Source organism: Fictibacillus iocasae, assembly GCF_042665465.1.
Classification (GTDB): domain Bacteria; phylum Bacillota; class Bacilli; order Bacillales; family Fictibacillaceae; genus Fictibacillus; species Fictibacillus iocasae.
Genome location: NZ_JBHTCP010000014.1, coordinates 72,848 through 91,680 on the forward strand (window position 1 = coordinate 72,848; position 18,833 = coordinate 91,680).

15 protein-coding genes and 2 riboswitches are annotated in these 18,833 nt (G+C 45.2%); of the genes, 6 read left to right on the forward strand and 9 right to left on the reverse strand.

Going from position 1 to position 18,833, the window contains the following annotated elements; translation table 11 throughout:
* Positions 1-42 precede the first annotated feature (42 nt).
* From ACFQPF_RS08650 to ACFQPF_RS08675, 6 genes are all read right to left on the reverse strand, one after another.
* Positions 43-1,074 carry an ABC transporter permease gene (locus ACFQPF_RS08650; RefSeq protein WP_379748626.1) on the reverse strand — a complete coding sequence of 344 codons (1,032 nt, stop codon included), beginning with the start codon at positions 1,072-1,074 and terminating at the stop codon, positions 43-45.
* On the reverse strand, positions 1,052-2,557 hold the full coding sequence (locus ACFQPF_RS08655) for a sugar ABC transporter ATP-binding protein (protein ID WP_379748628.1): 1,506 nt from the start codon (positions 2,555-2,557) through the stop codon (positions 1,052-1,054). The genes ACFQPF_RS08650 and ACFQPF_RS08655 overlap by 23 nt, the downstream gene beginning before the upstream one ends.
* Positions 2,554-3,693, reverse strand: a complete 1,140-nt coding sequence (locus ACFQPF_RS08660; RefSeq protein ID WP_379748630.1) for a sugar ABC transporter substrate-binding protein — start codon at positions 3,691-3,693, stop codon at positions 2,554-2,556. The genes ACFQPF_RS08655 and ACFQPF_RS08660 overlap by 4 nt, the downstream gene beginning before the upstream one ends.
* The gene (gene mtnA / locus ACFQPF_RS08665) at positions 3,690-4,751 is read right to left on the reverse strand and encodes an S-methyl-5-thioribose-1-phosphate isomerase (RefSeq protein WP_379748632.1); all 1,062 of its coding nucleotides are present in this window, start codon (positions 4,749-4,751) and stop codon (positions 3,690-3,692) included. The genes ACFQPF_RS08660 and mtnA overlap by 4 nt, the downstream gene beginning before the upstream one ends.
* 3 nt (positions 4,752-4,754) lie before the next feature.
* Complete coding sequence (mtnK, locus tag ACFQPF_RS08670) at positions 4,755-5,957, reverse strand: S-methyl-5-thioribose kinase (protein ID WP_379748634.1); 1,203 nt, start codon at positions 5,955-5,957, stop codon at positions 4,755-4,757.
* 118 nt (positions 5,958-6,075) lie between these two features.
* Positions 6,076-6,233: riboswitch (SAM riboswitch) on the reverse strand.
* An 86-nt stretch (positions 6,234-6,319) separates the two neighbouring features.
* Positions 6,320-7,099: a carbon-nitrogen family hydrolase gene (locus tag ACFQPF_RS08675; protein WP_379748636.1), complete on the reverse strand. Its 780-nt coding sequence runs from the start codon at positions 7,097-7,099 to the stop codon at positions 6,320-6,322.
* Between the two features lie 255 nt (positions 7,100-7,354).
* Between ACFQPF_RS08675 and ACFQPF_RS08680 the strand changes: the two genes are divergently transcribed.
* The 5 genes from ACFQPF_RS08680 (at position 7,355) to ACFQPF_RS08700 (ending at position 11,930) form a co-directional block, all read left to right on the forward strand.
* Positions 7,355-8,530: a pyridoxal phosphate-dependent aminotransferase gene (locus tag ACFQPF_RS08680; protein ID WP_379748638.1), complete on the forward strand. Its 1,176-nt coding sequence runs from the start codon at positions 7,355-7,357 to the stop codon at positions 8,528-8,530.
* Positions 8,531-8,597: 67 nt separating this feature from the next.
* Positions 8,598-8,707, forward strand: a riboswitch (SAM riboswitch).
* A gap of 117 nt (positions 8,708-8,824) precedes the next feature.
* Positions 8,825-10,066, forward strand: a complete 1,242-nt coding sequence (locus ACFQPF_RS08685) for a 2,3-diketo-5-methylthiopentyl-1-phosphate enolase (RefSeq protein ID WP_379748640.1) — start codon at positions 8,825-8,827, stop codon at positions 10,064-10,066.
* Positions 10,063-10,728: a 2-hydroxy-3-keto-5-methylthiopentenyl-1-phosphate phosphatase gene (locus tag ACFQPF_RS08690; RefSeq protein WP_379748642.1), complete on the forward strand. Its 666-nt coding sequence runs from the start codon at positions 10,063-10,065 to the stop codon at positions 10,726-10,728. The genes ACFQPF_RS08685 and ACFQPF_RS08690 overlap by 4 nt, the downstream gene beginning before the upstream one ends.
* Positions 10,725-11,381: a methylthioribulose 1-phosphate dehydratase gene (locus ACFQPF_RS08695; protein WP_379748644.1), complete on the forward strand. Its 657-nt coding sequence runs from the start codon at positions 10,725-10,727 to the stop codon at positions 11,379-11,381. The genes ACFQPF_RS08690 and ACFQPF_RS08695 overlap by 4 nt, the downstream gene beginning before the upstream one ends.
* Before the next feature lie 12 nt (positions 11,382-11,393).
* Complete coding sequence (locus ACFQPF_RS08700) at positions 11,394-11,930, forward strand: 1,2-dihydroxy-3-keto-5-methylthiopentene dioxygenase (RefSeq protein ID WP_379748646.1); 537 nt, start codon at positions 11,394-11,396, stop codon at positions 11,928-11,930.
* A 279-nt stretch (positions 11,931-12,209) separates the two neighbouring features.
* On the opposite strand, the gene ACFQPF_RS08705 is transcribed toward ACFQPF_RS08700, so the two are convergent.
* A complete protein-coding gene (locus tag ACFQPF_RS08705; RefSeq protein ID WP_379748648.1) occupies positions 12,210-13,304 on the reverse strand; it encodes an AI-2E family transporter in 1,095 nt (364 codons plus the stop codon).
* Between the two features lie 177 nt (positions 13,305-13,481).
* On the opposite strand from ACFQPF_RS08705, the gene asnB reads away from it, so the two are divergent.
* Positions 13,482-15,329, forward strand: a complete 1,848-nt coding sequence (gene asnB, locus ACFQPF_RS08710) for an asparagine synthase (glutamine-hydrolyzing) (protein WP_379748650.1) — start codon at positions 13,482-13,484, stop codon at positions 15,327-15,329.
* Between the two features lie 68 nt (positions 15,330-15,397).
* Here the strand turns inward: asnB and ACFQPF_RS08715 are convergent, their stop codons facing one another.
* Together ACFQPF_RS08715 and ACFQPF_RS08720 are read right to left on the reverse strand one after the other, a co-directional pair.
* Positions 15,398-16,750, reverse strand: coding sequence for an MATE family efflux transporter (locus ACFQPF_RS08715; protein ID WP_379748652.1), 1,353 nt, complete (start codon positions 16,748-16,750; stop codon positions 15,398-15,400).
* Positions 16,751-16,851: 101 nt separating this feature from the next.
* Positions 16,852-18,600, reverse strand: coding sequence for an alpha-glycosidase (locus tag ACFQPF_RS08720; protein ID WP_379748831.1), 1,749 nt, complete (start codon positions 18,598-18,600; stop codon positions 16,852-16,854).
* Positions 18,601-18,833: the final 233 nt, after the last annotated feature.

The following is an 18,833-nucleotide window of genomic DNA, read 5'->3' on the forward strand; positions in this document are numbered from 1 at the left end:
TGCTTTTGTAATCATCTTAAATTAAATAGAAACCAAAATACGCTAATTCTTTTTGGCGTAGTACATGAACGCGAGGGCGCCGATTAGGATGGATCCTTTGACGATGTCTTGAGCATAGTAAGGGACGTTCAGCATAGTGAGTCCGTTTAAGAGGACTCCGATGAGCACGGCGCCGAAGAAGGTGCCGATGACGTTTGGTTTGTTGGCTCCAAAGACAGAGAAGCCGATAAATGCGGCTGCTACACCATCCATTAAAAGCGGAGCGCCTGCTGATACTTGTCCAGTTCCGATTCTTGATGCAAGCACGATGCCTGCAAGCGAAGCGAATAAGGAGGAAAGCAGGTAAGCATACATTTTATACCGATTGACAGGCACGCCAGAGAGGCGGGCTGCCTCGAAGTTTCCGCCTGTCACGTAAAGAAGGCGGCCAGGGCGTGTATAATTCAAGAAAATATGAACGATCACGACGGCAGCGATCATGATGATGACCGGCATGGGAATAGACAGTACCTCACCTTGACCGATGAACAAAAAGGATGGAAGAAAAACACCAGGTGCTGTTCCGCCATCAGCAAGCGGCATGTTGTTGTAAATGGAAAATCCTTTTGTAAACGTTAAATGCAGCCCATTGACGATATACATAACAGCAAGAGTAGCAAGCATATCAGGCAGCCTGACTTTTACGGCCAAGAATGAATTGAGCAAACCAACACAAAGTCCGACAGCTATCGGAACAAGGATAGCGATGAGTGTTTCCTGTCTGTAAAGGACGAGAACTGCAGCACTTGTGACGGTCGCAAGGCTTGCTGTTGAACCGACAGACAGATCAAAACCTCCTACGATGAGAGAGATGGTAACGCCGATCGCAAGCAGTGTAATGATAGAAATGCTTCGCAAAATATCGGCGAAGTTTTTATAAGAAAGAAACTGGTCGTTTAAAATGCTGAAGACGATAACCGTCAGCACGATAACGATAAGCGTACCGTATTTGAATAAAAACGGATAAAGTTTACTTGCCAGGTGCTGGCGGTTTAGTGCGGGTTGCTGCTGATCATGAAGTATGGGCTGTGACATGTTGACCTCCTGTTGCGGCATGCATGATATGCTCGTATGTCGCTTCTTCTCTTGAAAATTGGGCAGTGATTTCACCGTTATACATGACGAGGATCTTGTCGGCAACGGCAAACAGCTCATTCAATTCACTCGTAAAATACAAAATGCCCTTTCCCTGAGAAGCCAGCGTTTGAATGAGAGAAAAAACATCTTCTTTTGCGCGGATGTCGATTCCTTTCGTTGGTTCATCAAAAATAAAAATATCCCCTCCGTGCATCAGCCACTTTCCGATCGCCGCTTTTTGCTGATTTCCTCCGCTTAAAAGGCCGGCAGTCACAGCTGGGCTTTCCGCTTTAATTCCGAGTTTTTGAATCCACTCTGCAGCCGCGTTATCAATAGTAGAAGAAGAGAGAAAACCTTTTGACGTATATTTTGCCAGAGATGGCAGCGCAAGATTGTCACTGAGTGAAAAGGAAGTGAGAATACCTTCTTTTCTTCTTTCTTCAGGAATGAATGCCAATCCGTTTAATACCGCATCTTGAGGAGAAGACCATGTTTTGTCCTTTCCTCTAATCGTCAGCGGACTAGGCGATAGATCTGCACCGAATAACGCTCTTGCCGTTTCCGTTTTTCCAGCACCGACAAGGCCTGCGATGCCGATCACCTCACCTTCTTGAAGCGTAAAGGAAATAGTCTTGCCTGATTTCGGGATATAGAATGATCGGGCATCTAGCAGAACGTTTTTTGTACGGTGTGAAGTGAATTCTTTTTCTTTTTCTAACAGCGAGCCGATCATGTGATGCACGATTTCATCAGCAGTTGTCTGTTTCGTCTCAGCTGAAAACACATCGAGTCCGTCTTTTAATACGGTGACTCTGTCTGTTGTGCTGAAAATTTCAGGAAGGCGATGTGAGATAAAAACAAAGCCTATCCCTTTCTTTTTCAGGTTTTGTATAACCGAAAACAGCCTCTCCGTTTCCTTTTCACTAAGTGCTGCTGTCGGTTCATCAAGGATGATAAATGTGGCATTTTTTGATAAAGCACGTGCAAGCAGGATAAGCTGCTTCTCAGCGATGGTGCAATCTGATAAAAGCTTATCCTCACTTATGTTGAGCCCGACAAGTGCAAGGTTTTCTCTAGCTTTTTTTCGGGTACTTTTCCAGTTTATAAAGGAAGGACCTGATAACAGGTCCTCCATCGTCACGTTCTCGGTTACGCTTAAAGAGGGGATAAGAGCGGTATCTGGTTCTTGTACAACCATTTCAATACCATGTTTCATCGCCTCCCGGGGCGATGAGATAGAAACTTCCTGTCCGTTGATCGTGATATATCCGCTGTCTTTTGAATAGTCGCCAGAGAGAATTTTCATTAAAGTACTTTTTCCTGCACCGTTTGCACCTAATAAAGCGTGAATTTCACCTGCATGAAGTGAGAAGCTGACACCCTTTAACACCGTCTGGCGGCCGAACGACTTGCGGATATCTTTTAATATCAGTGCGTTCATTTTTTCTGTTCCTTGCTCAATGTTTCCATCCAAGCGGAAATAGCGGCGTCTGACTTGCCCCAGCCCTCAACGTACTTGCCGATATCGTTCATGCTCACTTTTTGTTCAGGAAGAGCGCTCTTTTGCACAAGATGAGGCTGAACACTGTATATTTGCGGTGTTTCCTCACCGGCAACCTTTTGATATAAGAAACGAACTTGCAGTTTGGCTACATCAGCAGGGTCTGTTGCAGCAGTAGCTGTCCACGGACTGTTCTTTTCTTGAATAAGCTGAAGATCTTCATCGCTCAAATCGATGCCGTATACTTTGATCTCATCTCTGCCGGCCTGTTTAATCGCCCTGGCAGCTCCTTTTGCGAATTCATCCCACGGTGCAAACACAGCATCGATGTCGCCTTTGTTCGGGTATTTCTGAAGCAGCGCTTCCATCTGGGATTGTGTATCAAGAGCTGTATTTTGGCTGGCATTTCCGAAGCGTGCGACTTCCTTTATGTTCGGATAGCGCTTTTTGAACGCTTCATAGATGACGTTTCGGCGTTCCATCGGTGTGAATCCGCCGACCCATACATACACGATTTCACCTTTTCCGTTTAAGTCTTGTGCGAGGGTGCGCAGCGAGTTCCACGCAAGACTGTAATCGTCCTGGTCGATCACGGTTACACCAGGAATGTTCAAGTCGCTGTCAAAAGCGACGACCGGAATTCCAGCTTCGACGGCTTTTTTGACGCTTGGCGCGAGTGCATCGGCACGTCCGTGGTCAAGCAGGATGCCGTCAACTTTTTGACTGACCGCATTTTCCACATAAGACGCCATTTTGGATAAATCATTATCCGCATTATAAATCTGGACATCCCCGCCAAATTCGTTTACTTGTTCTTTTAAGCCTTGCGCATATTGAGAGGAGAACGTTCCGATCGATAGCTGAACGATCGCAGCGATCTTCAGAGGTTTTTTAACAGCATCAGGTATTTCTTTTGACGTTTCTGATCCTGCAGCAGCGTTTGCCGGCTGTGATGGTTTTTCTTGTTTATTCTGTGTAGCTGGCGGTTTGCTTACCGCATCTTGTTCACTTGAACAGCCGGCAAGAAGAAGGCTGAAGGCAAGCAGTGCTGATGCTGCGGGTTTCCATTGTTTCATGATGATTGATCCTCCTGAAATAGCTTAGGCAGCTTATTTTTATAATCTCCTGTTACAATGCCTTTTTCGGTGACGATTGCTGAAATGTATTGAGCGGGTGTAACGTCAAACGCAGGATTAAATACTTTAATCCCTTCAGGTGCGATTCGTTTGCCAGCTAAATGTGTGACTTCCTTTGCAGGACGTTCCTCGATCGGGATGTCATCGCCTGACTTTGTTTCGAGGTCGACCGTTGATAGAGGAGAGGCAACGTAAAAGGGGATGCCAAGCGCTTTTGCCTGAAGTGCCAGCCCGAATGTTCCAATCTTATTTGCTGTATCACCGTTAGCGGCGACACGGTCGCAGCCGACGATCACAGCAGCGATGTTTTTTGTTTTCAGAGTGTGAGCAGCCATGTTATCGGTGATAAGGGTCACATCGATTCCATTTGCTTGAAGCTCCCAGGCTGTCAATCTGGAGCCTTGCAGCACCGGGCGCGTCTCGTTTGCATATACCGAAAGATTCCATCCTTTTTCTTTGGCAATATAAAAGGGAGCAAGTGCTGTTCCATAACGGGCGGTCGCTATGCCTCCTGCATTGCAGATCGTCATGAGCGCGTCGCCGTTCTTTAAAAGAGAGAGGGCATGCTCGCCGATTTTGCGGCACGTTTCTTCATCTTCTTTTTGAATTAAAAGAGCTTCTAATTCAATCAGAGACACAGCTTGCGCGACGCTTTCTGCTTTTGCCGCCGCTTCTGTGATACGGCGTATCGCCCAAAACAGATTGACAGCAGTCGGACGGGAAGTGGCAAGATAGTCATGCTGTTTCTGCAAAGCAGCAAGAAACGCAGGCAAATCCTCGCCTTTATACTGCTTAGTCCAAATTACGAGGCCGAATGCAGCGGCGATTCCAATTGCCGGTGCACCACGCACGTTAAGTTTAGAAATCGCATCCCAAACGTGTTCAATTTTTGTAACGTTTAAGTAAACCGTATGTTCGGGAAGCTGCTGCTGGTCCAATATAAGCAAATGGTCGCCTCTGTACCGGACTGATGAAATTTCGGTTTGTGTAAAACTCATGATTTATGCTCCTCTTATGATGGATGTGAATTGCTCGATAGACGAAATGGATTTTCTAGACTTGATCAACGATGTGCCAAGATGCAGCGCTTTCTTTTTGAGGAAGAGCTGTACATCCTCGCACGGGATGCTGTCTAAGTCAGCAACGTGCGCAAGTCCGATTGTACGGCGGATGATCTCACATCCTGCAAACCCAACACTGTCAATGAAGGTTTTTTCCAGAACATTTTGTAACACACCCGGAGTACGAGCGAAAACTTCTTTGCTCTCCTCATGAACAAGTCTTGTAAACTCGTTTTGAAAAACAGTCCATGTCTCTTGAATGACAGTCAATAACGTTTCCTGAGTCTCTTTGCGGTTGAACGGTTCTGAAGAATGGTGATGCTGAGATAAATAATTTAAAGCGATATTGGCAAAAAATTGGCCAAGGTCAAAACCTATCGGACCGTAAAAAGCGAACTCAGGATCAATGACTTTTGTTGATTTTTCCGTGACGAAAATACTGCCTGTGTGAAGGTCTCCGTGAAGCAGCACTTCCGCTTGAGTAAGGAACTGATACTTCAATGTTGCCGCTTCTTTTTTCAGCAGTTCATCATTCCAAATTTTTTCAACATCAGGTTTTAATGCAGAGGAAAACTCGTTTGTGTCGTGATCGAAGAAAGGATCTGTAAAGACGAGATCTTCCGTGATTTTACAGAGCTCTGGATTGCTGAAGTGCTGCACGAGCTTTTTCTTCTCGAACGGATGCAAATAAAAATCACTTGTATAAAAAGCTGTTCTTGCCGTGAACTGTCCAATGTGAGCTGCTAGTTTGCTGAAAGCAGTGCCTTCTATCAAGCTCTTTCTTAAAATAGAGTGATCTGACAAATCTTCCATTATCGTGACAGCGAGAGTGCTGTCACTGTAGAGTACTTTTGGTACTAGATCTGGAACATATTTTGCCGCAAGGATGAGTGCTTCGCTTTCGATTCTCGCTCTATCCAATGTCAGCGGCCAGCTTTCACCAACCACTTTCGCGTAAGGCAGAGCTTGCTTCACAATAATAGATTCAGTGCTGCTTTGAACCCGAAAGACGAGGTTCAAGTTGCCATCGCCTATTTCAGAAACAGCAAGATCATGGCCGTCTATTAATTTCAGCTTTCTTACTAAAGCAGCCGCATCTTCGTTAGTCAGCGGCTTATATGTGTTCTCTGTGAGTACTGTCATTGTTATTCCCCCTAAAAACCTTTTGTGATTATTAATGATTCTCGTTAAATTTACAAACATGACCAAAATAAAAGAGCCTCTTTCATAAGAAAGAGGCTCGGAATATTTGTTTCCGTGCCTCTTATCTCGCAAACGGATTGTTTGCTGGAATTAGCACCGTGCCATGCGCAAGCTTTACTTGCGGCCCCATGTGAATGGAGCCCCATTTTACAATGGTATTACGGTCGGTTGCTGGGCTTCATCGGGCCAATTCCCTCCACCTGCTCTTGATAAGAGACGTGCTATTTGATTACTTGTCACACTAGACTGACAATTCATAATTGTTATACTAAAACATGTAATAACAATTTGTCAACAAAAGTTTAATACAAATTTTCTCGTCGGTCTTCAAAAATAGGAATACGAGATCTTACCTCATCTGAGAGAGCAGGATCGATGTCGGCTGACAGCAAGGTTTCGTCATGAGAGCCTGCTTCTGCCACAATTTCACCCCAAGGATCGATAATGAGAGATTGTCCGGCAAACGTATTAGCAGGGTCTTTTCCTATACGGTTGCATGCAACAATGTAGCATTGGTTTTCAATGGCACGCGCCGTCAGCAAAGTGCGCCAGTGTTTGTCACGCTGAATTGGCCATTGAGCGGGAACAAACACAATCTTTGCGCCTTCAAGCACAATTTTTCTAACCCACTCCGGAAACCTTATATCGTAGCAGATCAATCCTGCGCACTGAACATCATCTATTGCAAAATGTGCGGTTTCACTTCCTGCAGTAATAAACTTTTCTTCGTTCATGAGCCGGATTAAATGTGCTTTGCTGTATTGTCCGTTCAAGGTACCATCACGGTCAAACACAAGCATGGTGTTGGAAACTTTCCCGTCTTTTTCATAAGCGATGGAACCTCCAACGATGTGGACGTGATGCTTTTTAGCAAGACCGCTTAAAAAAGAAATCGCGTTACGGCCTTCTGTATCTGCAATCTCTCCAAGTCTTTCAAGGTCATAAGCTGTATCCCACAGCTCCGGCAGCACGATGACTTCTGCTCCATCTTCAGCAGCTTGAGTGATCCATCGTAAGGCTTTCTTTCTGTTTTCTTCTGGATTTCCATAGATCACATCAAATTGCGCGCACGTAATTTTCAATTGTTTGCCCTCCGAAAATTTCTTTGACAGAATTAAACATAGCGTATAACATTACTCATTAGAATTTCAAGAACAATCAGAAAAGAATGAGTTGTCAGTTCGTGTAGCACTTAAGAAAGTATAACTTTTTAACCGTGAAGGAATTCATCGCAGTCAAAAAGTTAACGAGCAAAGTATAAGGTCAACTAAGGCTGACGAAAAGGCTCTGCGTCAGCCGAGTTTTCTTTAATAAAGAACAGACAGGAAGTGAACGTGTTGAAAAGGTTTGAGCAGGCAAAAGTAATGGAGAAACTGCCTGAGCAGTTTTTCGCGAAGCTTGTAAAAAAGGTGGGCAGTCATGTAGCGAAAGGGCATGACATTATCAATTTAGGGCAGGGTAATCCTGATCTTCCGACTCCGCCTCATATCGTAAAAGCAATGAAAGAAGCGGCGGGTAACCCGCAATTTCATAAATATTCTCCGTTTCGCGGCTATGATTTTTTAAAAAAAGCAGCTTGTGAGTTTTATGAGCGAGAATATGGTGTAGTACTGGATGCTGATAAAGAAGTGGCGATTTTGTTTGGAGGAAAAGCGGGTCTTGTTGAGATTTCGCAATGTTTTCTTGATGCTGGAGATACTGCGCTCGTACCGGATCCGGGCTATCCAGACTATTTGTCAGGTCTTGCGATGGCGGGAGCTGATACCCATTTTATGCCGCTAATAGAGGAAAATCACTTTCTTCCGGATTATGCGGCAGTCCCAGAAAGTGTGTTAGAAAATGCGAAGCTATTATTCTTGAACTATCCTAACAATCCGACAGCGGGAACGGCGACTGTTGAATTTTTTGATGAAACAGTCGAGCTCGCGAAAAAGCATGATATTCTGGTCGTGCATGATTTTGCTTATGGCGCTATTGGTTTTGACGGTGAGAAGCCTCCTAGTTTCCTCCAGTCTAAAGGGGCAAAGGACGTTGGCGTCGAAATTTATACGCTTTCGAAAACGTATAACATGGCGGGCTGGAGAGTTGGTTTTGCTGTCGGCAATGAGCAGGTGATCGAAAGCTTGAACTTGATGCAAGATCATTACTACGTGAGCTTGTTCGGGGCGGTACAGTCAGCAGCTGCAGCCGCTTTGACGGGGCCGCAGGATTGTGTGTCTGAGCTTGCTGCCACATATGAAAGCAGACGCAATGCTTTCATCGGCCGTCTGCAAGAAAACGGCTGGGATGTGCGTGCACCTAAAGGGTCTTTCTTTTGCTGGCTGAAAGTGCCGGAAGGGTATACATCAGAAACGTTCTCTGACCTGCTGCTCGATGAAGCTCATGTTGTCGTCGCACCAGGAGTGGGATTTGGTAAAGAAGGAGACCGGTATGTACGGGCCGGGCTGTTAACTTCTGAAGAACGGCTAATCGAAGCGGCTGACCGCATCACAAAATTAAATTTTGAAAAGTAGTTGACAGGCGATAAAACCCCTGTCATAATCACAATTAAATTAATATATTCAAACAATTTTGTATTTTCTCTTATCAAGAGCAGGTGGAGGGACTAGCCCTATGAAACCCGGCAACCATTTACCATTTCGGTGAAAACGGTGCTAAATCTTGCAGCTGTATCAGCTGGCAGATAAGAGGAAGCGGAACCGTGTTTACATGCGCGCCCCTTCCTCGTGAAGGGGCTTTTTATTTATTAAATTGACTAAATGGATTCAGGCAGCCAAGTGATTTGCATAAAAAGGAGTGACCCGGCGATGGGAAAAGTAACAGCAACATATCTTGTGCACGAAAAAAAAAGCGATCTTGAAAAGAAAGCAGAAGGCATTGCTCTCGGGCTGACTGTCGGATCTTGGACGGATCTTCCTCAGCTTGAAAAGGAGCAGCTGCAAAAGCATAAAGGGATAGTGGAACAAGTCACCGTTCTCGAAGAAGATGAAAAGGCCAATGAATACTTGGGAGGGTCTAGGAAAAGAGGTTTAATAAAAATTTCTTACCCATCAGCTAATTTTTCGCCAGATCTGCCGGCTATCTTAACGACCGTATTCGGCAAACTGTCACTGGACGGCGAGATCAAGCTTGTTGATCTTGAACTGGACACAGCGCTTGCTTCTCATTTTCCTGGTCCGAAATACGGAATAACAGGCATCAGGAGGCAGCTTGGTGTAAATGAGAGGCCGCTTGTGATGAGCATATTTAAAGGGGTGCTCGGAAAAGATATCTCATTCTTTAAAGAGCAGCTTCGTGAGCAGGCGCTTGGCGGGGTGGATCTTGTCAAGGATGACGAAATTTTATTTGATAATCCGCTCACACCATTTGAGGAGAGAATCAAGGCTGCTAGACAGGTTTTAAAAGAAACGGAAAGCATCACAGGTGAAAAAACACTATATGCAGTGAACGTCACGGGAAAAACTCGGAACTTGCGGGATAAAGCCAGAAAAGCGGTAGAACTCGGCGCGAATGCCCTGTTGTTTAACGTGCTATCCTATGGGCCCGATGTACTGCAAGAGCTTGCGGAAGATAAAGAAATTACTGTGCCCATCATGGCTCACCCTGCATTGGCAGGAGCGTCTGGTTCATCTTCACTTTATGGCATACGGTATTCTGTTTTACTTGGAAAACTGCTTCGTTTAGCGGGGGCTGATCTTGTCCTGTTTCCATCACCATACGGCACTGTCGCACTGAAACATGAAGAAGCGATTGGCATTGCTAAGGCGCTGACTGAACAGAGCGGTTCGCAGAAAAAAGTCTTCCCTGTACCATCAGCAGGCATCCATCCCGGTCTTGTTCCGCAATTGTTCACTGATTTCGGCTTAGACAGTGTGATCAATGCCGGAGGAGGGGTACATGGACATCCTGACGGAGCAGCAGGCGGGGCGAAAGCGTTCAGGCAAGCTGTAGATGCGGCGGTAGCAGGCATTTCTTTAGAAGAAGCAGCTAAAGCAAATCGCGAGCTGCGGATTGCTCTTGAGCTCTGGGGCGGGGTGGCAGCAAAGTGACGTTAAAGAGTGTGATTTTCTGCGATTTTGATGGAACCATCACAGAAAAGGATAACATCGTCAGCATTATGAAGGAATACGGCGCACCTGGCTGGGAAGAGATCGTGAATGACATATTAGGAAAGAGAATGAGCATACAAGAGGGTGTAGGCAGGATGTTTGCTTCTATCCCTTCTACAAAGAGAGAAGAGATTACATCATTCGTGTTATCTCAATCAAAACAGCGAGAAGGCTTTGAGGACTTACTCGCCTATGCTGAAAAAGAAGGAATGGACTTTTATGTGGTGAGCGGAGGAATTGATTTCTTTGTTCACCCATACTTGGAGAGCCACTTGAGTCAGGATAAGATCTATTGCAACGGCAGCGATTTCTCAGGACAAACGATTTCAATAACGTGGCCGAACAGCTGTGATAAATGGTGCAGCAACGATTGCGGATGCTGTAAACCGAGCATCCTTCGCAAATGGGATAGCAGCAAATATCGGAGAATTGTGATTGGAGATTCCATCACAGACCTTGAAGCAGCCAAACATGCCGATGACGTGTTCGCTCGGGACTTTTTAATCGAGAAATGCACGGAATTGAACATACCGTTTACGCCATTTGAAACGTTTCATGATATTATATCCGATCTTGAAAAGAAGAAGGAGGGTGTGCAATGACAAGAGAGCTGCGCTGGACAGAGCTGGCTGATGTAAAGGATGAGCTGGCAGCCAGAGACTGGTTCCCAGGTACGAGCGGAAATTTATCTATTAAAATAACGGATGAGCCGGTAACCTTTCTTGTGTCAGCTAGCGGAAAAGACAAAAGGAAAAGGACGGATGAAGACTTCTTGCTTGTGGACAGACACGGCATTCCAGCAGAAGAAACGCATCTAAAGCCCTCGGCTGAAACAGGCATTCATGCCCAAGTGTACAAATTGACTGATGCAGGCTGCTGCCTGCATGTCCACACGATCGACAATAATATTATTTCTGAGATGTATGCTTCTGAAGGGAGCATCACATTCAGAGGTCAGGAATTGATCAAAGCATTCGGCATTTGGGAAGAGGATGGCGAGATCACGGTTCCGATTGTGGAAAATTATGCTGATCTTGAGCAGCTGGCAAAGGCGACTGCTTCTGCCATCAACCCGGATACAAGAGCAGTACTCATTCGCAATCATGGAATCACGGTGTGGGGAAGAGATGCGTTTGAAGCGAAAAAGCATCTGGAGGCCTTTGAGTTTTTGTTTACTTATCATATTAAATTAAAATCTCTCAATCTGTTTCACGGCGTTAAGCGCTATACCGCTAAAAAAATCATAAATTTTTAGGAGGAAAAGAAAATGGCACAATTACGATTTCATGATAACGGAGAAAGAATAGAGAATCAAAGTGAAGTAGAATCTTATCTTCAAAGCCAGGAAGTCATCTATGAGAAGTGGGATATTGAAAAGCTTCCTTCTCACTTAAGAGAAAACTTTTCATTAAGTGACGAAGATAAAGAAGAAGTGATTGCAGCATTCCGAACGGAGATCGATGAACTGTCCGCACGCAGGGGTTATGTGACAGAAGACGTGATTTCTTTGTCTGATGCTACGCCGAACCTTGATGAACTATTGAAGAACTTCCTTTCTGAGCATCACCATAGCGATGATGAAGTGAGGTTCATCGTTTCAGGACACGGTATTTTTGCGATTGAAGGACCGAACGGGCGCTTCTTCGATGTTGAACTCGAGCCTGGCGACTTGATCTCCGTTCCTGAAAACTACCGTCATTACTTTACATTGCAGGAAGACCGTAAAGTCGTGGCTGTGCGCATCTTCAAATCAAAAGAAGGCTGGGTGCCGATCTACGAAAAGGAAGCATTGCCAGCAGAATAATAGGTAAAGAAAACTAGGCTGACGCCATGTTTTTCAGTCAGCCTTAGTTGCTCTTATACTATGTTCATTAACTTTTAGCTGCGTGGAGTAATCATCTTGCAAAAAAGTTATAATATCCTATAGGTAAAGAAAACTAGGCTGATGCCATGTTTTTCAGTCAGCCTTAGTTGCTCTTATACTATGTTCATTAACTTTTAGCTGCGTCGAGTAATCATCTTGCAAAAAAGTTATGCTTTCCAATAGTGTAAACAAAAAACCGGCCTAGGCCGGTTTTTTATGTTACTCGTAGTTTTGCAGGTTGCGCAGCTTAAACAGTCTGTACGTATGAAGGACAATCACTTTCAAAACAGCGAACACCGGTACAGCAAGTATCAAGCCGAGCAGTCCCCCGAGGCTTCCTGCTACTAACAATAAAGAGATAATCGTGAGAGGGTGGATGTCGAGCGTCCGTCCCATCACTTGAGGTGAAATCAGGTTGCCTTCAATCTGCTGGGCGATGACCATCACGATCAGTACTTTAACGACCATGGCAGGTGAATCGGTAACGGCAACGATGATGGCTGGAACCACCCCGATAATAGGACCGAGGAACGGAATGACGTTCGTCAGCATCGCGGCGAGAGCCAGCAGAAGAGAGTATTCAATCCCGATGATTAAGTAGCCTGCGTAAAGCATGAGACCGACGACGACACTGACTAGTATTTGGCCTTGAATGTAGCCGCTTAGTGCTTGGTCCATATCACTTAAAATTTTCTGTCCGTTTTCCCGCTGCTTGATGGGAAGAAGAGATAGAACCTGGCGAGGCGCTTTTTCTCCTTCTTTCAGCATGTAATAAAGAATGAACGGAACTGTGACAAAAACAACGACGATATTCGTGACGATTGAAATAAAGTTGGCGATGTTGGTACCAATGGTAGACACACTGTCAGATAAATAGGCAGTAACTTTATCTGAAAGCTCTTTCGGGTTGAACTGTTCGCTTTCCTGAAAGCGGTCCACCCACTCATGGTTCTGCAATTCGACAATGTTGTTTCTCACAGAATTAATTAAACCCGGCATATTCTCAACTAGGCTGCTTACCTGGCGCTGAAGGACAGGACCGATCGAGTAAATAAGAAGGGTAACGAGTCCAACTGCCGCACCGTATATAAGCAAAATCGATAAAATTTTCGGCACGCTGCGCTTATGTAAAAAGTTCACAACAGGACGGAAAAGATAATACAGCACACCGGCAAGAAGAAATGGCGCAAACAAGGTTTGCACTAGAACGACGAGAGGACGGAAGATAAAGTCAATTTTCGTGCCGACCCAGATCAGCAGAAAAATGAGCAGCAGAGCATATCCGGCTCTGAACAATTTTGACTGTGGCATCATACACCTGCTTTCGTTAGTACGTATAATGGAATATTATTTCTCATTATTTCGATTATACATTGCTCTTTCCCTGCCCACAAATCTGTAGATGCAAAATCGGGTCACCTGTACATGCGGCACTGCATATTCTGTTTATTGGGCAGATGTGATCAAATGCAGGAAGAAAGGGTGACAGCTATGTGCGGGATAACAGGCTGGGCGGACTGGAAACATCATGTGGCCGGTGAAAAAAAAGTGCTTCTTAAAATGGCCAATACACTGTCTAAGAGAGGACCGGATGCACTGAACGCATGGAGCGATGTTCACGTAGGGTTCGGTCATGCGAGGCTTGCAGTAGTCGATATTGAAGGCGGCGTGCAGCCGATGACCAGGCTCAAAAACGGGATAGCCTTTACGATCTGCTATAACGGGGAACTTTATAATACAGAAGACATCAGAAAAGAGCTGCTTTCCCGAGGGTATAGCTTTACAGGGCATTCGGATACAGAGGTGCTGCTGACAGCGTATATCGAATGGAAAGAAAGCTGTCTGGAAAAGCTGAACGGCATCTTTGCTTTTGCCATTTATGATGCAGAACGGGAAACGGTCTTTTTGGCACGTGACCGTCTTGGTGTGAAACCGCTATTCTACCGTGAAAGCGGGAGCTCCCTATTGTTTGGTTCAGAAATAAAAGCCATTCTTGCACATCCAGATGTCAAGGCAGAGATCGGTAGAGAAGGCCTGCAGGAAGTGTTCGGACTTGGACCGTCGCGAACACCAGGTGTCGGGGTGTATAAAGGAATCAGCGAGCTGAGGCCGGCCCATGCCGCTGCCTTCTCTAAAAGCGGCTTGAAAAAATGGCGTTACTGGAATGTAGAAAGCAAGCCTCATGAACACGACCTTCAAGAAACGATTGAAAATGTGCGGAGTCTTGTGGTGGATGCGGTAGAGCGCCAGCTGATCGCCGATGTTCCAGTGTGTACCTTTCTTTCTGGCGGGGTAGATTCATCAGCGATCAGTGCCATTGCCGCCAAGCATTTTCAAAGTGAAAACAAAGGGGAGCTGCATACCTTTTCGATCGATTATGCAGAAAACGATAAATATTTTAAAGCAAGCGATTTTCAGCCAAACAGTGACGGCCCGTGGATAGAAAAGATGGTTCAGTCGACAGGCTCGGTCCATCATTTTTGTGTGATCGATAACGAGCTGTTAATCAACCATTTGCGTGAAGCGGTCACGGTAAGAGATCTGCCGGGTATGGCTGATGTGGATTCCTCACTATTATGGTTTTGCCGTCATATTAAAAAACAGTCGACTGTAGCATTATCTGGAGAATGCGCAGACGAAATATTCGGAGGCTACCCTTGGTTTCATAAAGAAGAATTGATGAACCGACAAATGTTCCCGTGGATGAGATCGACTGAGGAAAGACGTTCCTTGCTTACAGCAGACTATGAATCTAGGCTTAATCTTGCTGACTATGTTTATTCTCGTTACGAAGAAACCGTGAACGAAACACCAAGGCTTGATGGAGAAACCTCTTTAGAAGCGAGGCGTCGTGAAATCTTTTATCTAAACATGATCTGGTTCATGACTACCCTTCTCGACAGAAAGGACCGGATGAGCATGGGGGCAAGTCTTGAAGTACGTGTTCCATTTGCTGACCACCGGATCGTGGAATATGCATGGAATATCCCGTGGGAAATGAAAATGCTCGGCGGAAGAGAAAAAGGCATTTTAAGAAAAGCGATGACAGGCCTGCTTCCTGATGATGTGCTGTACCGCAAAAAAAGCCCCTATCCGAAGACGCATCATCCGGTTTATACGCAAGGTGTCAGAGACTGGCTTCAATCCATCGCTGATAAAAAGAATTCACCGTTGTTTGAAGTGCTTGACCGCAGCAAAGTTCAGAAGATCATCGACACGAACGGCGATGCCTTCAAGACGCCATGGTTCGGTCAGCTAATGACAGGCCCTCAGCTGATGGCACACCTTGCCCAGATCGACAGCTGGCTCTCAGACTATAACATTAATATCACGGAATAGAACAAAGGGTAAAAGATGAAAAGGATCCACACCTTGTTGAAGGAGTGGATCCTTTTATGTGTAAACTTTCAGGCAGCCATTCGATTTTCCTGCCAGCCGCGCTGCTTCCAGCGGCGCAGCATGAGAAGGCCGCGCAGCCATTCATCCGCGATAAAGGCGATGAAGATGCCGATTAGGCCAAAGCCCATGGAAATGCCCAGTATATAGGATAAAGGAACGCTCATCCCCCACATGGAGAGAACACCCATATATACAGGGAATTTCGCATCACCTGCGGCGCGAAGAGAGGAGATCACGACTAAATTAAACGATCGTCCTGGCTCTAGCACGACAGTCAATGCCAGCAGAACAGCGCCAACACTTAATATAGCAGGATTGTTTGTGAATATAGATAGAAGCGGCTTGGCTGAAAATGCGACGATTATGGACATCCCGAATGTAATAAACATAGAGTACTTCAAGCTTCTAAGGCATGTCTCGTATGCTTCATCAAGTTTTTTCGCTCCGATCATTTGACCGACGATAATCTGAGTGCCTTGACCGATTGATACAGAAAACAAAAAGATAAACATCATGATGTTAAAGGCATAAACCTTCGCTGTCAGAGCTTGTGTACCGATCATAGTGATGAAAATAGTGATCACCATCTGTGAAGTGCTGTACGAAAGATGCTCACCAGCAGCGGGCAGGCCGATTCGCAGAACATTTTTTAAATGCTTAATGGGAACACTAGCAGCGCGGCGCAAATCCAGACTGATATTCGTTCTTTTCTTTAATAAGACCAATAAAATGGCCAATCCTGCCATACGGCTCACAGAGGTGGATATCGCCACTCCTTCCACACCGAGCACAGGGATGCCAAACGGGCCGAAAATGAACAAATAGTTTCCGATAACATTCAGTACATTCATCCCGATCGTGACATTCATCGCATCTTTCGTAAAGCCATAGCTTCTAAGAGATGCTCCGATCGTCATGATCACCGCTTGTATAAATGAAAAGCCGCCAACGATATATAAATAGCTCTTTGCTTCACTCATCAGCTCTGGGGGAGTTTGTACCCAAGTGAGGAAAACACCGCCAAAAAGGTAAAGAGAAGCGCTTAACAGTGCACCAAACACGAGGTTTGCAGCAAGTGAAACGATGATGGTTTCTTCGGCGCTTTTAAAATTTTTTGCCCCGACGGCCTGAGCGATCACGACACTCGTTCCTGTCGCGATAAAACCGAACATGACGATGACGATGGAAAGAATCTGATTGGTCAATCCGACGGCTGCAACCGAATGGTCGGAGTATTGACTAAGCATCAGTGTGTCAGCATTGCCCATAAGCATATGAAGAAGAAATTCAATAAAAATCGGCCATGTGATGGCAAACAATGATAGTTTCTCTGCAGCAGTCGTTGCCTTTTTATTGACCATAAGGTGCCTCCTAAAAATATAAAAATCAGCATTCTCCCATTCTATGCTTTTCACCCTCAAAATAAAAGAAAAAGCTGGCAATAAAGCCAGCTTGAATATAACTACTTCACTTCATAAACTGCGAATCCATAAGAAGGGAGGATGAAGTGCAACGTTCCGGTAACAGCTTCTTCTTGTTCCCAGAGATTAGTTGCTGTTTTTTCAGCATCAATTGAATACGATAATTCAGCTGGATGATCGTCAGCATTGACGGCAATCACAACGGAGCTTCCTTCACACGTCTTTTCAAAAATCAGTGTTTTGCCTTCTGCTTGAATGAAGCGGAGTTTAGAGCCATTGCCAAAGCCGGCAACTTGTTTTCGAAGGCTTATTAATTTCTGCACAGTATGGAACATATCGAGGTCCTGTTTTAATTTGTCCCATTCCATGCATTTGCGGCAGCCAGGATCGCGTCCGCCTGTCATCGCGATTTCGTCTCCGTAGTAAATGCATGGTGTTCCGCTGTAGCTCATCATGAGCACGTATAACAGTTTCACCTTTTCCTTATTTCCGCTGCATAGTGTCAGAACTCGCTGTGTGTCATGTGAACCAAGAAGGTTAAAGGCAGCTTCACTCACGTTTTCAGGATACATATGAGTGACGTTCATGATTTTATCAGCGAATCCCACCGCATCAATCTTTTCAGATGCCACGAAATCTAGAGCAGCATTAGTAAACGGATAGTTCATCACAGCATCAAACTGATCACCGGCAAGCCAAGGCATCGAATCGTGCCAGATCTCGCCGAGAATATACGCGTCAGGCTTCACGGACTTTACCGCCTTCCTGAAGTCGCGCCAGAATGAATGGTCCACCTCATTCGCCACATCAAGCCTCCAGCCGTCTATATCGAATTCTTCCACCCAATACCGGGCTACGTCCAATAAATAACGGCGGACTTCCGGATTTTCCGTGTTGAGCTTCGGCATAGATTTTTCAAATGCAAACGTATCATAATTTGGACGAGGCTCCGTCTGGATAGGAAATTCCCGCAGGTGGAACCAGTCTTTATAGCGAGAATGTTCTTCGTTCGCCAGTACATCCTGAAACGGTTCGAAATAAAAGCCGCTATGGTTGAAAACGGCATCGAGCATCACTTTGATGCCGTTTTCATGGCATATCTTCACAAGCTTGCGGAATGTCTCTTTGTCACCGAACTGTGGATCAATCTCCATATAATCAATCGTGTCGTATTTATGGTTGGATTTCGCTTTAAAAATTGGAGTAAAATAAATCCCTCCAATACCGAGTTCCTTTAAATAAGAAATGTTCTGAATCACACCCTCGAAATCGCCGCCGAAGAAGTTGTTGATCTCGGGCTCTGTGCTGCCCCATGGCAGTGAGCCTGGGGGGTCATTGCTCGAATCGCCATTGGCAAACCGTTCAGGAAAAATCTGATACCACACTGTATCTTTCACCCAGGATGGAGCGCGGAACACGTCTGCCGCGTTCAAGAAGGGAAAGCAGAAATAATAAGCGGTATCGTCAACTGGTGCCTCATCAAATAATCCACGCTCTGTATAAACCTTCTTTTCTGTACGAGAATGAAGCTCAAACCCGTAGCGGAGACGGCGGAAATCAGGTTCAATGGAAGCAAAATAATAATCAAACCATTCATCAGAACCGCTGAAGGTCATAGCCATCTTATCGGTTTGCCAGCCATTCTCCGTCCAGTGATAAGGGTCTCCGTATAGAAGAGAAACGTGGTCCATATCTCCTTTTTTTGTACGCAGTCTGATATGAAGTGTTTTTTCATCATACGCATAAGCAAAATTGTTCTTCGGTCTGTGATAGAGTGCCTCTACATTCATCATCGTCTTCCTCTCCTTTTAAATAATTTTCCTTTTTCTAATGTAGTAGCTGCATTTAGAATGGTAACAAGTGGTTGCTCTCCGATACAGTTGATGCACGGTTTCTGCCCATAAAAAGCAATAAACTCACAAAACGGACGTTTCAAACGAAAGCAGTATTTCAGCAAAATGATTCTTAAAATGGAGCAATAAAACAAAAAAGGCACAACCCTGCTTTTTAAGCGCAGAGGTTG

Bases quoted from the DNA above. Each gene is read 5' to 3' on its own strand.
- ACFQPF_RS08660 (WP_379748630.1), bottom strand. From the start codon at position 3,693: ATGAAACAATGGAAACCCGCAGCATCAGCACTGCTTGCCTTCAGCCTT.
- ACFQPF_RS08715 (WP_379748652.1), bottom strand. From the start codon at position 16,750: ATGGTCAATAAAAAGGCAACGACTGCTGCAGAGAAACTATCATTGTTT.
- ACFQPF_RS08720 (WP_379748831.1), bottom strand. From the start codon at position 18,600: ATGAATGTAGAGGCACTCTATCACAGACCGAAGAACAATTTTGCTTAT.
- ACFQPF_RS08650 (WP_379748626.1), bottom strand. From the start codon at position 1,074: ATGTCACAGCCCATACTTCATGATCAGCAGCAACCCGCACTAAACCGC.
- ACFQPF_RS08685 (WP_379748640.1), top strand. From the start codon at position 8,825: ATGGGAAAAGTAACAGCAACATATCTTGTGCACGAAAAAAAAAGCGAT.
- ACFQPF_RS08700 (WP_379748646.1), top strand. From the start codon at position 11,394: ATGGCACAATTACGATTTCATGATAACGGAGAAAGAATAGAGAATCAA.
- ACFQPF_RS08695 (WP_379748644.1), top strand. From the start codon at position 10,725: ATGACAAGAGAGCTGCGCTGGACAGAGCTGGCTGATGTAAAGGATGAG.
- mtnK (WP_379748634.1), bottom strand. From the start codon at position 5,957: ATGACAGTACTCACAGAGAACACATATAAGCCGCTGACTAACGAAGAT.
- ACFQPF_RS08655 (WP_379748628.1), bottom strand. From the start codon at position 2,557: ATGAACGCACTGATATTAAAAGATATCCGCAAGTCGTTCGGCCGCCAG.
- ACFQPF_RS08705 (WP_379748648.1), bottom strand. From the start codon at position 13,304: ATGATGCCACAGTCAAAATTGTTCAGAGCCGGATATGCTCTGCTGCTC.
- asnB (WP_379748650.1), top strand. From the start codon at position 13,482: ATGTGCGGGATAACAGGCTGGGCGGACTGGAAACATCATGTGGCCGGT.
- mtnA (WP_379748632.1), bottom strand. From the start codon at position 4,751: ATGAGTTTTACACAAACCGAAATTTCATCAGTCCGGTACAGAGGCGAC.